This is a genomic window from Stackebrandtia sp., from assembly GCF_035643755.1.
Taxonomy (GTDB): domain Bacteria; phylum Actinomycetota; class Actinomycetes; order Mycobacteriales; family Micromonosporaceae; genus Stackebrandtia.
This window is the reverse complement of record NZ_DASQPW010000078.1, coordinates 1-16,569: the sequence shown is the minus strand read 5'-3', so window position 1 is coordinate 16,569 and position 16,569 is coordinate 1. Positions and strand designations below refer to the sequence as shown.

Genomic DNA, 16,569 nt, shown 5'->3' with positions numbered 1-16,569 from the left:
GGCTCGGCGCCTCAGATGTCCACGCTCAGCAGGACGTCCACCACGTCCCCCAGGTTGAGCTTCTCCGCCTTGCGCACCATCGACTTCACGGGAACGATGTAGCCGCCGTCCCGGGGAAACAGCGAGGTCTTCCATGTCGTGTCGCCGATCTGCGCGGTGACGGGGATGCAGCCCCACCCGTAGCTCACCGTGTCCGCCACCGACTCCAGCTCGTCGCGGGCGGTGTCGGACACGGTGATGAAATGCCACGGTGCGGGGCCGCGCCAGAACCAGATCTCGCCGCTGAACTCGACGTCCATGCGCAAAGGATAGGAGACGATCACTGGACCCGGGCGCTACCGGGCGCGGCCGAACCGCCGGTTCACTCGCCGTTCCACGACGACAGCACCCGCAGCTTGGACCAGGGGATGTCGGCGAGCGCGCCCGAGGAGCCGTCCAGGCCGACGCCGTCGAGGATGCCGCCGTCGCGCATGCCGTCGCCGGGTTGCCGCCACGGCGAGCGTTGCGGGTCGGTCAGGTCGTCGCCGGCCACGCCGATCCCGCTGATGGGTCCGGGGCCGCCGCTGTCCAGCACGTAACCGCCGTACCGCTGCATGGCGACGCAGATCATCTTCTCGCCGTCGGAGGCACCGGCGAGCCCGGCGCAGTCGACCGACGGGTCGAGCTGGACGCGGGCGCCCATCGGCACGCACGAGTCGCCGGAGCCGTCACCGTCCGACTTTCCCGCCGGGGCGCGGAAGCTGCCGCAGCTGTTGGTGGACGTGAAGTACAGGGCGTGCTTGATGACCCCGGTCTGGATCTCGCTGTTGAGGATGAAACCAGCGCCCGCCTGCACCTCCGCGCCGGTGCCGACACCCTCCGATTTGGACTCGGCGCCGCCGCCACTGTCGGCCGGCCAGGTGCCGCCGCACGAGCCCTTCCACGTGCCGTCCTCCTTGCTGGCTCCCCAGATGGATTTGACGGTCTTGTCGTCCTTGTTGTAGACCACGATCCACTGGTCACCCGGGTCCGGGACCTCGCGCGCCGCGTCGTCGGGGATGTGGATGCTGCCGCCGACCGAGCATCCCCAGTCGCCCTGGCTGAAGGACGGGTCGTACTCGGGGTCGCTGTTGCTGGCCGTGTAGATCGGGATCTGCCACTCGGGGCCGTTGAGGCGGGGCGTGTCGTCGCCCATGCCGTCGACGATGGCGTCGGAGTTGGGGTCGAGCTTCGCATCCGACGGGACGGTGGAGCGGAAATAATCGGCGGAACCGTCGGCGGCGGTGAACAGGTCGTCGGGGCCGGGCTGGCGCGGGTCCCAGGAACCCTTGGCGCCCAGGGGTTGCGAATGGCCGGACGCCGCGTCCTGCGCGCCGGCGGTGGCGCCGGTGCCGGCCAGCACCAGGACGCCGACGGCTCCGACCGCGACGAGCGGCCGGGACCACGAGCGTCCACGGATTCGTATATTTCTGTCGGTCACTGGCACGGGCTGCCTCGTCTCTTTCGGGGGGTGAAGGGGTCTCATCGGTCGGGCCTAACGCTCGTAGGCGCCGATGTCGAAGCCGTCCCCGGCGGGTCGGGGCTTGTTGTCCCGGTCGAAGGCGGGTGCGCCGGTCTTCGATCCCGCGTCGATCGCCGCCGAGCCGTCCTTCAGGTGGAAGTCGCCCGAGCCCGGGTCGACGAAGCCGGGGTCGCCGGAAACGTTGTGGTCGGCGGCGAAGTCGTCGTTGGAGACGTCGCCCTCGCCGAAGACGTTGTTGCGCAGGACGTTGTCGCCGCCGAACTGGTCGGCGTCGAAGGCGACGGCGCCGCGGTCGTTGCCGAAGAACGTGTTGTTCACGACCTGGATGTTGGACATGGTGCCGCTGGATTCGACCCAGAAACCGAGCCCGGCCTGGGCGTTTCCGTAGCTGACGTTGTTGTAGATCTTGACGTTGTCCAGCTTGTGCGACGACGAGTAGTCCTCGACGGCCAGGCCGATGCCGGCCTTGGTCTCGTTCGTGGTGCCGGTCGAGACGTTGTTGTACACCTCCACGTTGGACGACGAGTCCACGTAGATGTTCGGGCCCCGGTTCCCCGTCACGACGTTGTCGTGGATCTTCGCTTGGGCGTCGTCGTCGTATTTGACGTCGATCCCCTCCTCGCCGTTGTCGTGCACCTCGCAGTTCTTGACCTCGATGTTGCTGGAACCCTCGCCGAGGCTCATCGCCTCCTGGTCCGCCGAGGTGCCGCGCCCGTTCGTGTCGTGGATGTCGCAGCCGTCGACGAGGATGTTCTGGGTCCCGAGCAGGACCAGGCCGCCGTCCTGGGAACCGTCCACGCCGAAGTTCTGGAAGACCAGGTCGTGCGCTCCGTTGGCCCGCACGCCGAAGCCGTTCGAGCCCTTGGACGTCACGTCGATGAATCGCAGCCAGGAGCTGTCGCCGATGGCGAGCAGGCCGTCGTCGCCCCCGCCGTCACCGGTGATCACGGCGGCGCCGCCGTCGCCGTAGAAGGTGATGTACTTGCCGTCCGAGCCGCTGTTGTTGACGGTCAGGCCACCGTCGTACTCGCCCGGCTCGATCGCCACGTTGTCGCCGGGCTGGGCTTCGTCGGCGGCGGCCTGGATCGTGTCGTACTGGCCGTTCGGGCCGACCGTGAGCGTCCGGCCCGACGACGGGGGCGGGACATCCGTCGGCCGGCCCGCCGCGTCCGCGAATGCCGTGCCGGTGGCGATCGCGCCGGCTATCGCGACCGCCGCGACCGCGGCGGGACCGAACTTCCTGATCGTTGAACGCATCGCTACTCCGGGGTCGAGGGGCTGATTTCCGGGCGATGTCGTTGTATCGGGTCGCTGGTGGGACCAGTCCTGGTCTTGCCCTGGATCAGCCGTTCAGGCGCTTCCAGAACTCCACGTGATGCTCGGCGGCGTAGTCAACGCCGCCGATGCCCTCGCGCGACAGGCGCATCGTGAAGGGACGGTCGCCGCCGAACTCCATCCACTTCGGAGCTTTGTCGGCGTGCGGCCTTCCATTGCGGGCGAAGGAACTCCAGTAGTCGATGAGCGTGTCAGACAGTTCCTCCTGTTCGGAGGTGAGCGGGGTGAACAGCTTCAGGTCGAAGAAGTACGCCAGCTCGCTCATGTGGCCCGTGCCCAGCGGGAAGCTCACGGGAGGGAAGCCCTGGAAGCCCGGGGCGGTGCCCGCGATCTCGAAGGCGTAGACGGGGTTGCGTTGGGCCACGGCGGTTTGGGCGGCGAAGGTGGGTCGTGCCCACTGGGAGTCGGTCATGACGGCCGTGAGCGCCTCGCTCGGGGAACCGTAGGACGACAGCGGATATTCGGCGAGCACGCGATCGGCCCTGGCGCCGAAGGCGTCGGTGACCTGCTGGATGTAGCCGTCGGCGGTGAGAGGGCCGTTGGCCAGCTCCGCTCCCGCGACGCGCAGGCTCTCCTCGTCGCGATTGGCGCCGTAGAGGACGGGGACGTGGGAGAAGCGGCCCGAGGTGAGGGCCTCGGCGGGGCTTTCGGGCAGGACGTCGCCGTCGACGACGAGGCGGTAGCCCGAGTGGCCCGATTCGGAGGCGGCCAGTAGGTCCTTCGTGGACTTGGCGCGCAGGCAGGCGTCGACGTCGGACTCGCAGTCGGCGCGCTCGGCGAGGGCGCGTCCGTTGTCCTGGGCCTGTTTCAGGGTGATGGCGGCGTCATCGCTGCCGACGCATCCCGCACTGTGGACGATCGCCTTGTCGAAGAGGCCGCGCGATCCTGGCGCGTACAGGTGGGCGCAGACGCTGTATCCGCCGCCCGATTCGCCCATGATGGTGATGTTGTGGCGGTCGCCGCCGAAGGCGGAGGCGTTGTGGCGCAACCATTCCAGGGCGGCCTGTTGGTCCTGGAGGCCGAGGTTGGCGGTGGCGTCGAGGTCGGGGTGGCTGAGGAAGCCGAAGGCGCCCAGGCGGTAGTTGATGGTGACCACGACGGCCTTGCCGCGCGCGGCGAGCTTCTCGGCGCCGTAGCCGGCGCCGTCGCCGTAGACCAGGCTGCCGCCGTGGATGAACACGATCACGGGGAGGTCTCCGTCCACCGTGGTGGGTGTGGTGACGTTGAGGTAGAGGCAGTCCTCTTGGCCGCCGGGGACGCCGATCGGCTGGTCGGTGGGTTGGGCGCAGGCGTGGCCCGGCTTGGTGGCGTCCAGGTCGGAGGTCCAGTCGGCCACGGGCTGGGGCGCCTTCCAGCGCAGGTCGCCGACGGGCGGGGCGGCGTACGGGATGCCCTGGAAGGTGCGGACGGCGTCGGTGACGGTGCCGCGGACGGGGCCCGAGGCGGTGACGACGCGGGCGGGGTCGCGGGTGGGCTCGGCCCCGGCGGCGGCAGCGGTGGTGCTCTTGAGCTTGGGGTTCATGGCGGGTTTTCCCTTCGTTGTGGGGTGCGGGGTAACCGTAGCCGAGATTTGGGCAAACGCGCAAGACAAATGCCTCAGAATTTTGTGCAAGGCGTTTGCCTCAGGCGTTTGCGCTGATGGCTGCTAGGATTCCGCGCATGGGAAACCGCGAAAAGCTGCTGGCCGCCGCCAAGAAGTGCCTCTTCGACAAGGGCTACGAGCGCACCACCGTGCGCGACCTCGCCTCCGAGGCGAAGGTGAGCATGGCCGCGATCGGATACCACTTCGGCTCCAAGGAGGCGCTGCTCAACCAGGCGATGTTCGAGGCGCTCGACGAGGGCGCCCTGGGCTCCGACACCTCCGAGCTGCCCGCCGACCCCGACGCCGACCCGTCCGAGGTCTACGCGGGACTGTGGCAGGCACTGGTCGAATCGTTCGCGGCCCACGAGACGTTCTGGGTGGCGAGCCTGGAGGCGGCGGTGCGGGCCCAGCGCGACCCCGCACTCGCCGAGCAGATGGCCGACGGCCTGCGCCAGGGCCACAGCGGGATGGCGCGGGTGCTCACGGGCATCCCCGAGGACGAGATCCCCGACAGCGTGGTCCGCAGCGTCGGGGCGGTGCAGACCGCGCTGATGGGAGGCGTCGCGATGCAGCGCCTCATCGACCCCGACAACGCGCTGACCGCCGACGAGATCCTGGAGGGCTTGCGGGCCTTGGGAAAGCTGGCGAACAAAGGGGACTGAAAACCCCTGACTCCACGTCGGACTCCCACGCCACGTCCCCGCGAGATGCGACAAGAAGTGCCACGAACTCGGGTCGTCTAATACATGTCCGCCATGGTCGCCAGGCGCTCGGCGAACCAGTCTCGGCCCAGGTCGCGATAGGCGCGATCCCAGGTCCCGCGCAGCTTCGGGAACAGGTCGGGGTCGTTGTGGAACGCGTCGGTGATCTCGAACAGCACGCTGGCGGGGTAACCCTTGTCCAGCAGGCGATCCGACTCGGCGAGAACCTCGTCCAGTTCGGACGAAATGCGAACGTGCTCGGCGAAGGCGTCGGACGGCGCCAGCACCCCGACGCCCACCCCGTCGCGGGCGGGCTGGTACCACCAGCCCTCGGGGACGTCGGGTTCCAGCGGCACCTCGAGGGCGCGGCCGTTCACCACCCCGAGCTCGGGCCCGGGCTTGATGCCCAGCCGATGGGAGACCCGCTGGATCAGCGTCCGATCGTTCTCGCTCAGATATGACCGCAGACTCCTCGACAGCAGCCATTCCAGACCGCCGAGGGTATCGGCCCCGATGACCCACGCCCCCGCGTCGTCCCCGAACAGCGCCACGGGGTGATCCGTCCTCCCCAGCTCAGGCGCCAACACCACCCAGCCGACGTGGGCGCCCGTCCCCAGGCTCCCGAATTGCACCAGCTCGGGCGTGGCCCGCAGCGGGACGTAGTCCGATCGCCAGGCCGCCCCTGGATAGACGCATTCCCATCCCTCGGGCGCCCGTGGCACGCTGGACAGGTCGAACATGAAGTCGAATCGGGTGATCGCGGCGCCGTCGTCGTACGCGCCGTCCTCGGTAAATGCGTCCTGCCACGCGATGTCGATCAGCGCGGCCAGAGTGGGCGGGGTCGGAAAGGCGAAGAGATCATCGACCCAGGGCGGGGGCTCGTTCACCATCCCATCGTGCCAATCCATTGATGATCTTCGAACGGGACCCACGTGCTGTGGCGCGGGCCTCCGCGACCAGCCGAAACGATCCCCGCCGACGGCCCCGCGTGTCGGCGGGTTCGGCTAGGTTCGCGGCATGGCCGTCCACGAACTCACCCGCGCCGACGCCCGCCGCATCGCGGTGCGCGCCCAGCTCCTCACCAGGCAGCGCCCGAAGAACCTGCTGGAAGCGGTGCGGGGCCTGAGTTTGCTGCAACTCGACCCCACCGCCGCCATCGCGCCCAACGCCGACCTGGTGGCCTACAGCCGCCTCGGGCACGCCTACTCCACCGACCAGCTGCCCGCGGCCATCGCCCGCCGCGAGCTGTTCGAGATCGGCGCCCTGTATCGGCACGGCGACGACCTGCCCCTGTACCGCGCCCCGATGGCGGTGTGGCCGGGCGACGGGAAGCTCGGCCCCTGGCAGGAGCGGCTCCGCGACTGGGTGGCCGCCAACGACGCCTGCCGCCGCGACATTCTGAAGCGCCTGGAGGCATCGGGCCCGCTGCCGTCCCGCGAGCTCCCCGACACCTGCGCGGTCTCCTGGGAGTCGACGGGCTGGACAAACAACCGCAACGTCACCAAGCTGCTGGACTTCATGCTGGCGCGCGGGGAGGTCGCGATCTCTGGCCGCCAGGGCAAGGTGCGGCTGTGGGACCTGGCCGAGCGGATCTACCCCGACGCGGATATCCCCACGCCCGCGGAGGCCCTGCGGCTCCGCAACGAGCGCCGACTGTCCAGCCTGGGCATCGCGCGCGCCAAGGACGTCGAGGTTCCCGTGGAGCCCGCCGACGTCGGCGAGGCTGGCGAGGAGGCCGTGGTCGAGGGAGTGGCGGGAACCTGGCGGGTGGATCCCGCCCAGCTCGGGCAGCCGTTCCAGGGGCGGGCGGCGTTGTTGTCACCGTTCGATCGATTGGTGCACAACAGGAAGCGCGCGGAGCTGCTGTTCGGGTTCGAGTATCAGCTGGAGATGTACAAGCCCGCCGCGAAGCGAAGGTGGGGCTACTTCGCGCTGCCGATCCTCTATGGTGACAAGCTGATCGGCAAGCTCGATGCCAAGGTGGACAAAAAGGCGGGGGTGCTGCGGGTGTTCGCGATCCACGAGGACATGGCGTTCACCAAGACGATGCGCGCCGCGATCGACGGGGAGATAAGGGAACTGGCGAAGTGGCTCCAGGTGGCGTTGGAGGTGCCGTCGTAACGGCGTACCGCGGGTTTCCCATCGGCCAACTCAAACGGCAAGGCCCGCCCTCTTGAGCCCCATTCAACGATGATGGTGGGAGTATGGCGACACCCCCGACTCTCGGAGGTCATCCAGCTCTTTGAGCACCAAGGACCGCAGGGTACGGGGCTCGTCGCATGGAGGCTGCGCCTCAACGGTCTCATCGAGGTCCGACCAAAAGAGCCTCATCATCGACTCTGGCCGCCGCTGCGCCACACGAGCGAAGGCGGACAAGGTCTCCGTGGACACCGAGTTCATCAGCACCTCCACCAAGTCGTTGGGAACGCTGGCCGACACGAGCATCCGCTCTTTGAGCCAGTCCGTAATGGACTGTGAGGACTCACGTCCCAGCATTCGCATCACGTCTTGGGCCTCGGTTTGTTCACCAACCCGCGAAGCGACGATGAGCATCGCGACCCGAGGGTCTATCCGCTTCACCGCATGGGGCAACTGATCCATCCGACGCTTGGCGAGCTCCATCACCATGCCCATGAAGTACGTGACGCTGGTGGTCCCTTTTGTCTCGAACGGCTTCCAGTCGTCCATGCGCTGATGGGCCGACAGGCTCCAGCTCCGATTGAGCGCTTCCTCGTCTTCGGTCCTCATCATGCGCGCCACCAGATGCCACGCCATGCGCGCCTGCAGGGTCTCGGTCACCGACCCCGCCTCGGGGAGCGTCCATACGGCGTCCCAACGGAACATCAACCGCGTGAAGAATGCGACGAAGCGCGGAGCCGACGCCGCCTCCACATTAATGTCGAGAAGTTTGAGCGCCTCATCGATATGCCCCGACTCGGCCCTCGCCTCGATCGTGTTGACGATGAAAGTGGCCTCCAAGCCGTCCAACGCTTCGCGGGCGGTGGGGTCGGTCCGAGACAGCTCTGTCAGGCGAAGGATCATGGTCTCGAACGGGACCGCCCTCAGGATCGTTGCCATGGCGTCGACGTAGCGGCCGTCGGGTTCGCCTCGCTCGGTGGTCTCGTGGAGTTCAATGGCGGCCTGGTTTGTCACGATCGGACCGACGACGGGGTGAGCGGCCAGAAGCTCCAGTTCGCGCGCGTACATGGACGTCCTGTCGGGTTCGCGAATCGCGGCGACCAACTTACTGTCGACTTCGGTCAGGCAGCCCACCTCGAACATCGGGTTGGTGCCGCGGACCTCCACTAGACACTCATATGCCAAAGCATTGTCTACTTTGTACAATTCAAGCCACAAGCTCCTGGCGTTGGATCGTGTGACTCCAAACCACAGCTTCGCGACCTCACGCCACAGGCCCAGGTTCTGGCGCACGTTGGCGAGCATGGCGTCCGCGTTGTCGCGCAACGAAAGCGCCACGAAGTACTCCTGGATCGTCAGGTGCGCGAACGCATAGCCTCCCGCCTCGACGCGGTGGACGAGCCCCGATCGCTCGGTTATCGCCTTGAGCAGGGTTTCGGCGTCCTCGTGCGTGAATCCCACGACAACGTCCATGATGGTGTCGATCTGGTACTCATAGGACATGACGCGTCCGTGTTCGGAATCCAGGGTTTCGACCGCGAGTCGTTTCAACACCATCAGCTTGATGTCGCCCGAGAAGCGATGGCCGTCCTTTTGGTCATCGACGAGGTACTCCACGACCTTGTCGTAGAACTCGGTTCGCGAGTATGGCAGCGTCTCGACCGAACCCGACCGTCCATATAGATATGCCATGTAGGTCAACAGGAGTGGGCTTCTCGACAGCTCGCGCAGCCGTGGATTGGCCGCCAGTGCCGTCTTCAGCGTCAGCACCTTATGGGCATCGCCGCCTGGTCTCGCCGCCCAGTTGTCCAGGAAGGCGTCCACCTGCCCATCGTCGAACCCGCAAATCTCGAGCTCGGCGAACTCCTGAAACGCTCCCTTGTACACCGACGCTCGGCAGGTCACCAGGAAGTGGCAACTCGGGTACTTCTCCACGGCGTGTTTGACCATGTCGTTAATGGCGTGCCGTGACTGTCGTGGCACCTCATCCAAGGCGTCCAACAGGATCGACAGTTTCCCGTGATCCAGTGCGTGGTCGACGAAACGCTGCGGCGCCGTGATTCCACGCGTCTCGAAGAACGCGATGATCGCGTCCCGCAGCGCGGTCTCTGGTCTTTTCGCCCGCAGTGCCAGGGACTCCAGCACCACCCGAACGGGAACTCGCACCTGTGATGTGGGGTCGAAGCCCTCGGCCCACCGATACAGCAACGATTGCAGCAGCAGTGTCTTGCCCGCGCCAGGATCGCCAGTGACGACGTACCGCAGGGGTCCTGGCTCGCCGAGGTCGATGCGTCGCTTGATGGGTTGGCGATCGGTCCCCGCGTCCTGCTCCACATAGATGTCGATGAGTTCGATCGGCTCGTGCTCTTCTCGCCGAAACGGCAGTGGCACATGACGATCCCGCTTCAGGACCTCGTCGCGATACTGCTTCAGCGTCCAGTACTTCCACCGCACCCGCACCGATGCCCACGCCGCCAACCGTTCCCACAGCTTCCTACCGAGCGGTGTCTTCCACAGCACCAGAAAGACGAGCCCCGCGACAACGACCACACCCGTCGGCACGCCCAACCACTTGAACGCGGCTACCAGCTCGGGCGGCATTCACGATCCCCTCACGTCAACGACGCCTTCAACGATATGCGAACCCGCCGAATGCAGGGACCACCAGCGATCGACGGAACCTCAGGCATGCTGGTGCGAGTACGGCGACATCCCCGCCTCCCGAAGGACTTCCAGCTCCTTGAGCACCAGCGAACGCAGGTGAAGCAGGTCCCCAGGGACCCCCACCTCGTCCTCGACGAACCCCCCATCGATATCCGTCCAGAAGAGACTCATGATCAGCGACGGGTTGGTCGGATCGAGCTTGACGAAGTTGACGAGGATCGAGGGGGAGACCGAGTTCAGCAGCACGTCCACCAACTCGAACGGCAGCTTGGCCGACTTCAGCATCCGCTCCCTGATCCAGTCCGCGATGGACTGCGAGGAGTCTCGATCCTCGAAGTCCCGGATGTCCGCCGCCTCGAGCTGGTCGGCCATCAGCAGCAGCGCCGCCCTCGGATCGATGCGCCGCAGGGACTGGGGAATGAGGTCCGTGCGCCGCTTCGCCAGTTCGGCCACGATGCCGATGAAGTAGGCGATGTTCTCGGCGCTTCCGCCCTCGAAGGGTTTCCAGTCGTTGGCGCCCTGATGCGCCGACAGGCTCCAGCTGCGGTTCAGGGCCTCCTCGTCCTCCCCGTTCGACAGCCGCGCCAGCAGATGCCAGGACATGCGCGCCTGCAGGGTCTCGGATCGCGATGCCGCTTCGGGAAGCCGCCATACGGTGTCCCAATGCGAAGTGAGCAGCGCGAGCAGGCCGACGAAACGGGACGCCGCGGCCGCCTCCACATTGAAGTCGAGCAGTTCCAGCGCCGCATCGAGGTCTCCCGACGCGGCCTTGGTCTCGACAATGTTCACGATGAAGCTGGGTTCCATGCCGCCCAGCACCTCGCGGGCGGCGGGATCGGTTCGCGCGAGCTCGATGAGGCGCAGGATCACGGTCTCCCGTGGCACGGCGTCCAGGATCTGGGCCATGGCGTCGGCGTGGGCGCCCTCGGGTTTGCCGCGTTCGGTGGCGTCGTGGAGTTCAATGGCGGCTTGGTTTGTCACGATGGCGCCGAGGATCGGGTGCGTCGCCAACCGTTCGAGTTCCTGCCCGTGCATCAGGGTGCTGTCGGCCTCGCGGATGGCGGTGGCCAGAATCTGGCTCACCTCCTTCAGGCCCTCCGTCTCGAACATCGGGTTGTTCTGGCGAACCTCGGCCAGGCAAGCGAACCCGAGGGTCAGGGAGATGTCGCAGACCTTCTTCCACACCGTCAGCGCGTTGAGGCGGGTGGTTCCACACCAGAATTTCACCACCTCGGTCCACGGACCCCAGCTCTCGTCCAGCTTGGCGACGACGCCGTCTTCGTCGCCGCCAAGGGCGAGCGCCGCGAAATACTCCTGAATGGTGAGGTGCGCGAAGGCGTAGCCCCCCGCGCCGACGCGCCGCAGCAGGCCCGATCGCTCGGAGATCGTCTTCAAGAGCCGATCGGCGTACGACCTGTTCGCCCCGTCGACGGCATCCATAATGGTGCGAACGAGGTACGCGTAGGGCATGACGCGCCCCGAGGAGAGGTCCATGTTCTCGGTGGCGAAACGGCTCAGCACCAACAGTTTGGCGTCGCGAGGCAGCGCGTCGCCGTCGCCGAGCAGCTGTTCCACCATCTCGTCGTAAATCGCCGACCGCGAGTACGGCAGGCCGCCCGCCGAGTCCGAGCGTCCATACAGGTACGCCATATAGGTCAGCAGCAGCGGATTCTTCCCCAGCTCGTACTGCCGCGGGTTGGTCGACAGCGCCGCGGCCAGGGCATCCACCTTGGACGTGGCGCCGCCCGGCCTCGCCGCCCAACGGTTCAAGAACGCCGCGATCTGCTGGTCGTCGAACGCGCACAGCCGCAGTTCCGCGAACCCGACGTCCGCGAGCGCTCCCTTATAGACCGCTTCGCGGCAGGTCACGACGAAGTGGCAGTCGCGATACTTCGCCACCGCGCGTTTCACGATGTCGCCGACGGCTTCCCGGGCCTCGAGCGGAACCTCGTCCAACCCGTCCAGCAAAATGGACAGTCGCCCGTTGGCGAGCGCGTGGTCGACGAATCGCCCTGGCGCCGCGATCCCATGTGCCTCAAAGCAAGCCACGATGGCGTCCCGCAGTGCGGTGTCGGGCCGATACGTCAGCGGCGCCAAATGCTCCAACGGCAACCGCACGGGCACGCGCAGCGCCTTGATCGGAAAGTCCGTGGCCCAGCTGTTGAGCAGCGATCGCAACAACACGGTCTTGCCCGCGCCCGGTTCTCCCGTGATCACATAGCGCAGCGGCCGTCGCGCGCTCAGGTCGATGCGCCCCCTGAAGGGCTTGTGATGCGCGCCGAGGTCCTGCTCCACGTAGGCATCGACGAGTTCAACCGCCTGGTTCTCCGCGTACCGAAACGGCAGGGGCACGTAGCGATAGCGCCGCAGGACCTCCTGGTGGTAGTCCCCCAGGGCCGCCAGCCGCCACCGCACATGGACGGAGGCCGATGCCGCCATCCATTCCCGCAGCCTCGCCCCCAGCGCGGTCTTCCACAGCACCCAGCACGCCAGCACGACCGCCACGGCGACGCCAAGCCAGGTCAAGACGGCTACCAACTCAGGGGGCATCACGGTTTCCTCGGGGCGATTCAGCGACGCTATACACGATATGCGAGTTGGCAAGAGTGTGGTGAAACGAAATGACGGCTTCAGGCGTCCGGGGGACCGAATGTCGTTGGTGATGTTGATGACGGGCGCCTGGCACGGGACCGTCCGCGCCCCCCTTCCCCGCGACGGCGGCCAGCTCCGCGAGGTGCCAGAGACGGCAAGAGCCGCGTCGTGGTTGGTGAACGCCGTTGCGTCCCCCCAACCGTCGGCCTGACGTATGGCGTCCGGAGCATTCCGGACGGTGACGTCTACTTACTGAGTTTTGCGGTGGTGGGGTTCATGTAGGGGAACATTTTGACGGTGACGTTCTTGCCGGGCACCACGAGCGATTCGACTTCCATAGGGTCGTTTTTGCCTGGAGAGTACTGGTCGGTGGCTTTGCCGTCACCGTTGGTTCCGGAGGAACCGCCGCCGACGATGTGCCCCTTGTCGTCGTAGACCACGGCCGAGGGCAGGTAACCGGACGTGTCGTGACAGGAGGAGGAGTCAACTCGGTACTCAACGGTCGCCGATTGTGCCTGCGGCCCTTCTTGGTAGTGGATGTTGTCCGCAGGCTCAGTGTCAGTAATGCGCGGGCTGGTGATGGTGGACTTGGCGAAGATGTGGACGTCGTTGTGTGGCGCCCACCATTCGCCTGACTTGAGTTTCACTTTGATCCGCAGCTTGTCGTAGTTCAACGGCTTCGGGTGTCGGCGTTTACCGGTGGCCTCGTCGGTGACGACCGACTCCCATGTCGAGGCGTCATTTCCCATGCCCACTTCCTGGCCCGGGAACACCACCGGCAGATTCAGGTTCCGAAGCCGGTGTGAGTTCTCCTTTAGTTTGGGCGCAGACACTTCCCGGGTGACGTCCTTTCCCGCACGGTCGAGGATTTGAACATCGATGGTGGCGCCATATAGGACGTACTTTGACGTGTTCTTCACCATGATCCCGAAGGTGACCGACTGGTCGATGACCCAGCTCGTTCTTGAGAATCGCTGCATGCCGCTATCGGCGAGTTTGAGCCATTCGGGGTGGTCGGTGGCCTTTACGTGCGGGGTCTTCACGCCCGTGGGGTCTTGTGGCCCGCAAGGATTGTTCGCGCCGTCGTTACCCGCCAGCGCATAGGCTGTCACGCCGCCTACTGCCAACACCAACACGCAGGCAGCAATGATCCACATCGGCCATCGGCGCTTAGCGGCGCCTGACGTTGGGTCTTCGCTGGCTTCTGGACCGTCGGTCACTTGAGTCTCCACAATGTCTTTGGGTTGGGGCAGCGATGGTCAGTCCGGTAGGTACCGTTCCAGCAGTTGCTGTTGTTGTTCTCGGAAATCTTGTATCAGGTTTCGATAGGCGTCGTGGAGCTGGCTTAGGAACTCACGCAACTCCATGTCGCCCAGGTGATGCGAGTCTATGGTCACCTGGTGACCGGTGAGTGTGCCGAATGCGGCGATTTCGATCGCGCCTGTCGCGGAGTGTCCCAGGCTGGCGAGCTCGCGTAGTCCGGCGTGGTAGCGGCGTTCGTTGGCGTCCCAGTGTGGGGAATCGGAGTCACTGACGGTCATTCCCGCCTGGGTGTAGATCGCACGGACTCCGCGTTGTCGTCCGGCGTCAAGGCCACGCAAGAGGGCACCCAATTGGTGTGCCAGCGCCTCGCCATCGTAGTCGTAGAAGGCGTCCTCGTGCACGAACGTCACGCTGAGCCGCAGTTGGTTGTTCATCGTGCCGGTGATCTCACCGTCGGGTGAGGTCGCGGTGACGGTCATGCGGTGGTACCGGGTTTCGAACTCCGACATGGTGGCTGGGGTTCCTGCTACTTGGGGCGGGCTGAGGAGGGGTCTCGCGAATCCGCGGTGTGCTTGTGTCCGGATTCGGTGGCGTGGAGGTCATCGAGTTTGTCGATAGCTTTAATGTCCTTGGCGGTGAGGTCATCTAGATCGCCGGCTTTCTTGGCGTATTTCGCGATGACCTCGCCCGCGTTCCTGATCAGTGTCCCGTTATGGGCCGTGAAGTCTTGAAGCAGATCCCGCAGCCTTCCCCAGTCTTGCATCGCATGCCGCGGTGACGTCAGTGCACATTCACCGAAGGTGACGTTGTCCTCATCGCCGGCGGTGCCCGCAAGCGCCTTGTTGGCGTCGAAAATCGGATTAGTCGCCGCCGGGAACTGCTCCACTGCTTTCACCAGGTCCTCGGCCACCACTGTGGTGTCTTTGGGTTTGCCAAGCAGGTTCGGTGACGTGGGGTCGCCGTTGGCGTGGTCGGGAAACATGACCGCGCCTGGGTCAAAGGTCACCTGAAACCGGTCTTGATTCTTCACGATGGCGTTGTTGGCGTCTTTGAGTGATTCTGTTACCGCTGTGATCTTGTCGTTCGTGTGGTTCATCAATTCATGGACCGTGGTCTTGAAACTGTCGAGTACCTGGTGTGGGGTGCTTCCCGTGATGGTGAATCCGGCTCCTGCCGCCTTTGGCACTACGGGTTTGTGGCTGTCGATAAGGGCTTGAACGTTCGTATTGATCGTGAATCCTGCCGCTATCAGAGCGGGAATCTCGACTTCTGGTGCGATCGCGAGGCCAAACACGGCCTGCGTAATCGTGAACACCGCCTGCGCGTCCGAGAGCGAGAAGTCGTTTCGTTCGGGACCGACCTGGAGCAGCACCTTTTTGGTGGCGTCGGCGATGGCGAGGATGTCTCGTTGTGTCGTCAACGCGATGGCCAGCAGCGACTCGATGCCGCCTTCGATTGTCTTGGCGAGGAAATAGTTGTGTTTGCAGATCTGCTTCCACTTCTCGCCATTGCGTTCGAATCCGGTGGCGAACGTAGCCGCAGCGTGGCCCGTCCAGTCATCCATTCCCGCGATGGCGTTTCCCAGCAGCAAATCCGAACCGGTGGCGGACGAACCGTACCCACGATCCAACGCATCGGCATGTTCCCGATCGTGTTCCTTTACCTGATCTGCGTTGGTCCAATCGTCGTCACCGCACAGCTTCCCGGGGACACCCTTGATCTTGTTAAAGATCGGTTTGAGGTCTTTCCCTGTCACTCCAGTAAATTCCTCGAACAGGTCACAGATCCAATCCGTCTCCGCGTACTTCATGTGGTACACGTCTTGGGAGTCCGTCACGTAATACATCACGTTCGGGTCACTGTCAGTACTGCCATGCTGGTAACGCTCGACGGTAAGGGGATAGTATGTTATGTCAAGGAAATCGGGATCCTTGTAGTACGCCACATCCCCATCGTTCCACGCGACGGTGTACTGCTCACGTTCAAACTGCCGTCCTGTTGCCAGCCGCCGGATCTTCTCCGCTTGCTTTCTCAATTCGGCCGCAAAAGCGGAAGGCGCATTTGGAGCGACTCCGTGCCCAGAGCCTGGTCCGTCGTCTTGTTCCGCCATGCCGGTTACCGTTCCTTTCGTACATATATCGGCAGAGCCGCCGTCACCGGCGGCTCTGCGCGTGCTTCAGGTTCCGCGCTGCCGCCGCCCCGTGTCTCGCTCCGAACCGCCTCGGCGAATTTGTCGAAGCCCTGTGCGGCACCGGTGAGAACCGCTTCTACCTGGGTCGCCAAAGACTCCTCGGTGTGGACGTCGGCCACGTCATCATCACAGTCCACCCTGATCCCGCTGTGATGCGTGACGGCCGCCCGCACGGTCCTATCGGGCGACTCCACCGCAATGTTCATGCCTCGCAGGCGTTCCGTCACCATTGGCAAGGTGGAGCCACCTTGCCATCCGCAGTGCGGCGTGGAGCGCTCGAGCGCAACGCTCGATGAGTAAGCATGTGCACATCCCTCGTTTTGTCGTGCTGGCAAGAGGCCGTCACAAGCTAGCAATCGGCGTCAAGCCACCGTCCACGCATGATCGATTCGTGAAAGCCGCATGTCCGAAGTATTGGGTAGCGCGGGAACGCCAGGCCGCGTCGCGGCGGACGCCAACGCCCCGCCACGACGGTCATCGTGGCGGGGCGGATGAAGCTCGGTTACGGATTGTGGACGAACTTGTCGATGGACTTGGTGAGGATGGTTCCCTTGTGCTTGGTCGCCTCGCAACCCTTGGCGTCCACTCGGTCGCCCTTGTC

13 protein-coding genes are annotated in these 16,569 nt (G+C 65.3%); 2 read left to right on the top strand and 11 right to left on the bottom strand.

Going from position 1 to position 16,569, the window contains the following annotated elements; genetic code table 11:
* Positions 1 to 11: 11 nt before the first annotated feature.
* The 4 genes from VE172_RS05795 to VE172_RS05780 all read right to left on the bottom strand — a co-directional run bounded on the left by VE172_RS05795 (position 12) and on the right by VE172_RS05780 (position 4,358).
* A complete protein-coding gene (locus VE172_RS05795) occupies positions 12 to 299 on the bottom strand; it encodes a DUF1905 domain-containing protein (protein ID WP_324798454.1) in 288 nt (95 codons plus the stop codon).
* Positions 300 to 361: 62 nt separating this feature from the next.
* Positions 362 to 1,459, bottom strand: a complete 1,098-nt coding sequence (locus VE172_RS05790; RefSeq protein ID WP_324798451.1) for a hypothetical protein — start codon at positions 1,457 to 1,459, stop codon at positions 362 to 364.
* Positions 1,460 to 1,513: 54 nt separating this feature from the next.
* A complete protein-coding gene (locus tag VE172_RS05785; RefSeq protein WP_324798448.1) occupies positions 1,514 to 2,758 on the bottom strand; it encodes a right-handed parallel beta-helix repeat-containing protein in 1,245 nt (414 codons plus the stop codon).
* A gap of 85 nt (positions 2,759 to 2,843) precedes the next feature.
* Positions 2,844 to 4,358, bottom strand: a complete 1,515-nt coding sequence (locus tag VE172_RS05780) for a carboxylesterase/lipase family protein (RefSeq protein WP_324798445.1) — start codon at positions 4,356 to 4,358, stop codon at positions 2,844 to 2,846.
* 137 nt (positions 4,359 to 4,495) lie between these two features.
* On the opposite strand from VE172_RS05780, the gene VE172_RS05775 reads away from it, so the two are divergent.
* Positions 4,496 to 5,080: a TetR/AcrR family transcriptional regulator gene (locus tag VE172_RS05775; RefSeq protein ID WP_324798442.1), complete on the top strand. Its 585-nt coding sequence runs from the start codon at positions 4,496 to 4,498 to the stop codon at positions 5,078 to 5,080.
* A 77-nt stretch (positions 5,081 to 5,157) separates the two neighbouring features.
* Here the strand turns inward: VE172_RS05775 and VE172_RS05770 are convergent, their stop codons facing one another.
* Positions 5,158 to 6,006 (bottom strand): hypothetical protein, encoded by an 849-nt coding sequence (locus VE172_RS05770; protein ID WP_324798439.1) that lies wholly within the window; start codon positions 6,004 to 6,006, stop codon positions 5,158 to 5,160.
* Positions 6,007 to 6,136: 130 nt separating this feature from the next.
* Here VE172_RS05770 and VE172_RS05765 point away from each other — a divergent pair, with 130 nt between their 5' ends.
* Positions 6,137 to 7,240: a DNA glycosylase AlkZ-like family protein gene (locus tag VE172_RS05765; protein ID WP_324798436.1), complete on the top strand. Its 1,104-nt coding sequence runs from the start codon at positions 6,137 to 6,139 to the stop codon at positions 7,238 to 7,240.
* A 63-nt stretch (positions 7,241 to 7,303) separates the two neighbouring features.
* On the opposite strand, the gene VE172_RS05760 is transcribed toward VE172_RS05765, so the two are convergent.
* From VE172_RS05760 to VE172_RS05735, 6 genes are all read right to left on the bottom strand, one after another.
* A complete protein-coding gene (locus VE172_RS05760; RefSeq protein ID WP_324798433.1) occupies positions 7,304 to 9,859 on the bottom strand; it encodes an NACHT domain-containing protein in 2,556 nt (851 codons plus the stop codon).
* 81 nt (positions 9,860 to 9,940) lie between these two features.
* Entirely contained in the window at positions 9,941 to 12,472 is a 2,532-nt protein-coding gene (locus VE172_RS05755; RefSeq protein ID WP_324798431.1) for an NACHT domain-containing protein, read from the bottom strand.
* A gap of 287 nt (positions 12,473 to 12,759) precedes the next feature.
* Positions 12,760 to 13,734 carry a hypothetical protein gene (locus VE172_RS05750; protein ID WP_324798428.1) on the bottom strand — a complete coding sequence of 325 codons (975 nt, stop codon included), beginning with the start codon at positions 13,732 to 13,734 and terminating at the stop codon, positions 12,760 to 12,762.
* Between the two features lie 39 nt (positions 13,735 to 13,773).
* Positions 13,774 to 14,286, bottom strand: coding sequence for a type 1 periplasmic-binding domain-containing protein (locus VE172_RS05745; protein ID WP_324798426.1), 513 nt, complete (start codon positions 14,284 to 14,286; stop codon positions 13,774 to 13,776).
* Between the two features lie 17 nt (positions 14,287 to 14,303).
* Positions 14,304 to 15,887, bottom strand: a complete 1,584-nt coding sequence (locus VE172_RS05740) for a hypothetical protein (protein WP_324798423.1) — start codon at positions 15,885 to 15,887, stop codon at positions 14,304 to 14,306.
* Positions 15,888 to 15,892: 5 nt separating this feature from the next.
* A complete protein-coding gene (locus VE172_RS05735) occupies positions 15,893 to 16,174 on the bottom strand; it encodes a hypothetical protein (protein WP_324798420.1) in 282 nt (93 codons plus the stop codon).
* Positions 16,175 to 16,569: the final 395 nt, after the last annotated feature.

Bases quoted from the DNA above. Each gene is read 5' to 3' on its own strand.
- VE172_RS05795 (WP_324798454.1), bottom strand. From the start codon at position 299: ATGGACGTCGAGTTCAGCGGCGAGATCTGGTTCTGGCGCGGCCCCGCA.
- VE172_RS05785 (WP_324798448.1), bottom strand. From the start codon at position 2,758: ATGCGTTCAACGATCAGGAAGTTCGGTCCCGCCGCGGTCGCGGCGGTC.
- VE172_RS05780 (WP_324798445.1), bottom strand. From the start codon at position 4,358: ATGAACCCCAAGCTCAAGAGCACCACCGCTGCCGCCGCCGGGGCCGAG.
- VE172_RS05775 (WP_324798442.1), top strand. From the start codon at position 4,496: ATGGGAAACCGCGAAAAGCTGCTGGCCGCCGCCAAGAAGTGCCTCTTC.
- VE172_RS05765 (WP_324798436.1), top strand. From the start codon at position 6,137: ATGGCCGTCCACGAACTCACCCGCGCCGACGCCCGCCGCATCGCGGTG.
- VE172_RS05760 (WP_324798433.1), bottom strand. From the start codon at position 9,859: ATGCCGCCCGAGCTGGTAGCCGCGTTCAAGTGGTTGGGCGTGCCGACG.
- VE172_RS05755 (WP_324798431.1), bottom strand. From the start codon at position 12,472: ATGCCCCCTGAGTTGGTAGCCGTCTTGACCTGGCTTGGCGTCGCCGTG.
- VE172_RS05745 (WP_324798426.1), bottom strand. From the start codon at position 14,286: ATGTCGGAGTTCGAAACCCGGTACCACCGCATGACCGTCACCGCGACC.
- VE172_RS05740 (WP_324798423.1), bottom strand. From the start codon at position 15,887: ATGGCGGAACAAGACGACGGACCAGGCTCTGGGCACGGAGTCGCTCCA.
- VE172_RS05735 (WP_324798420.1), bottom strand. From the start codon at position 16,174: ATGAACATTGCGGTGGAGTCGCCCGATAGGACCGTGCGGGCGGCCGTC.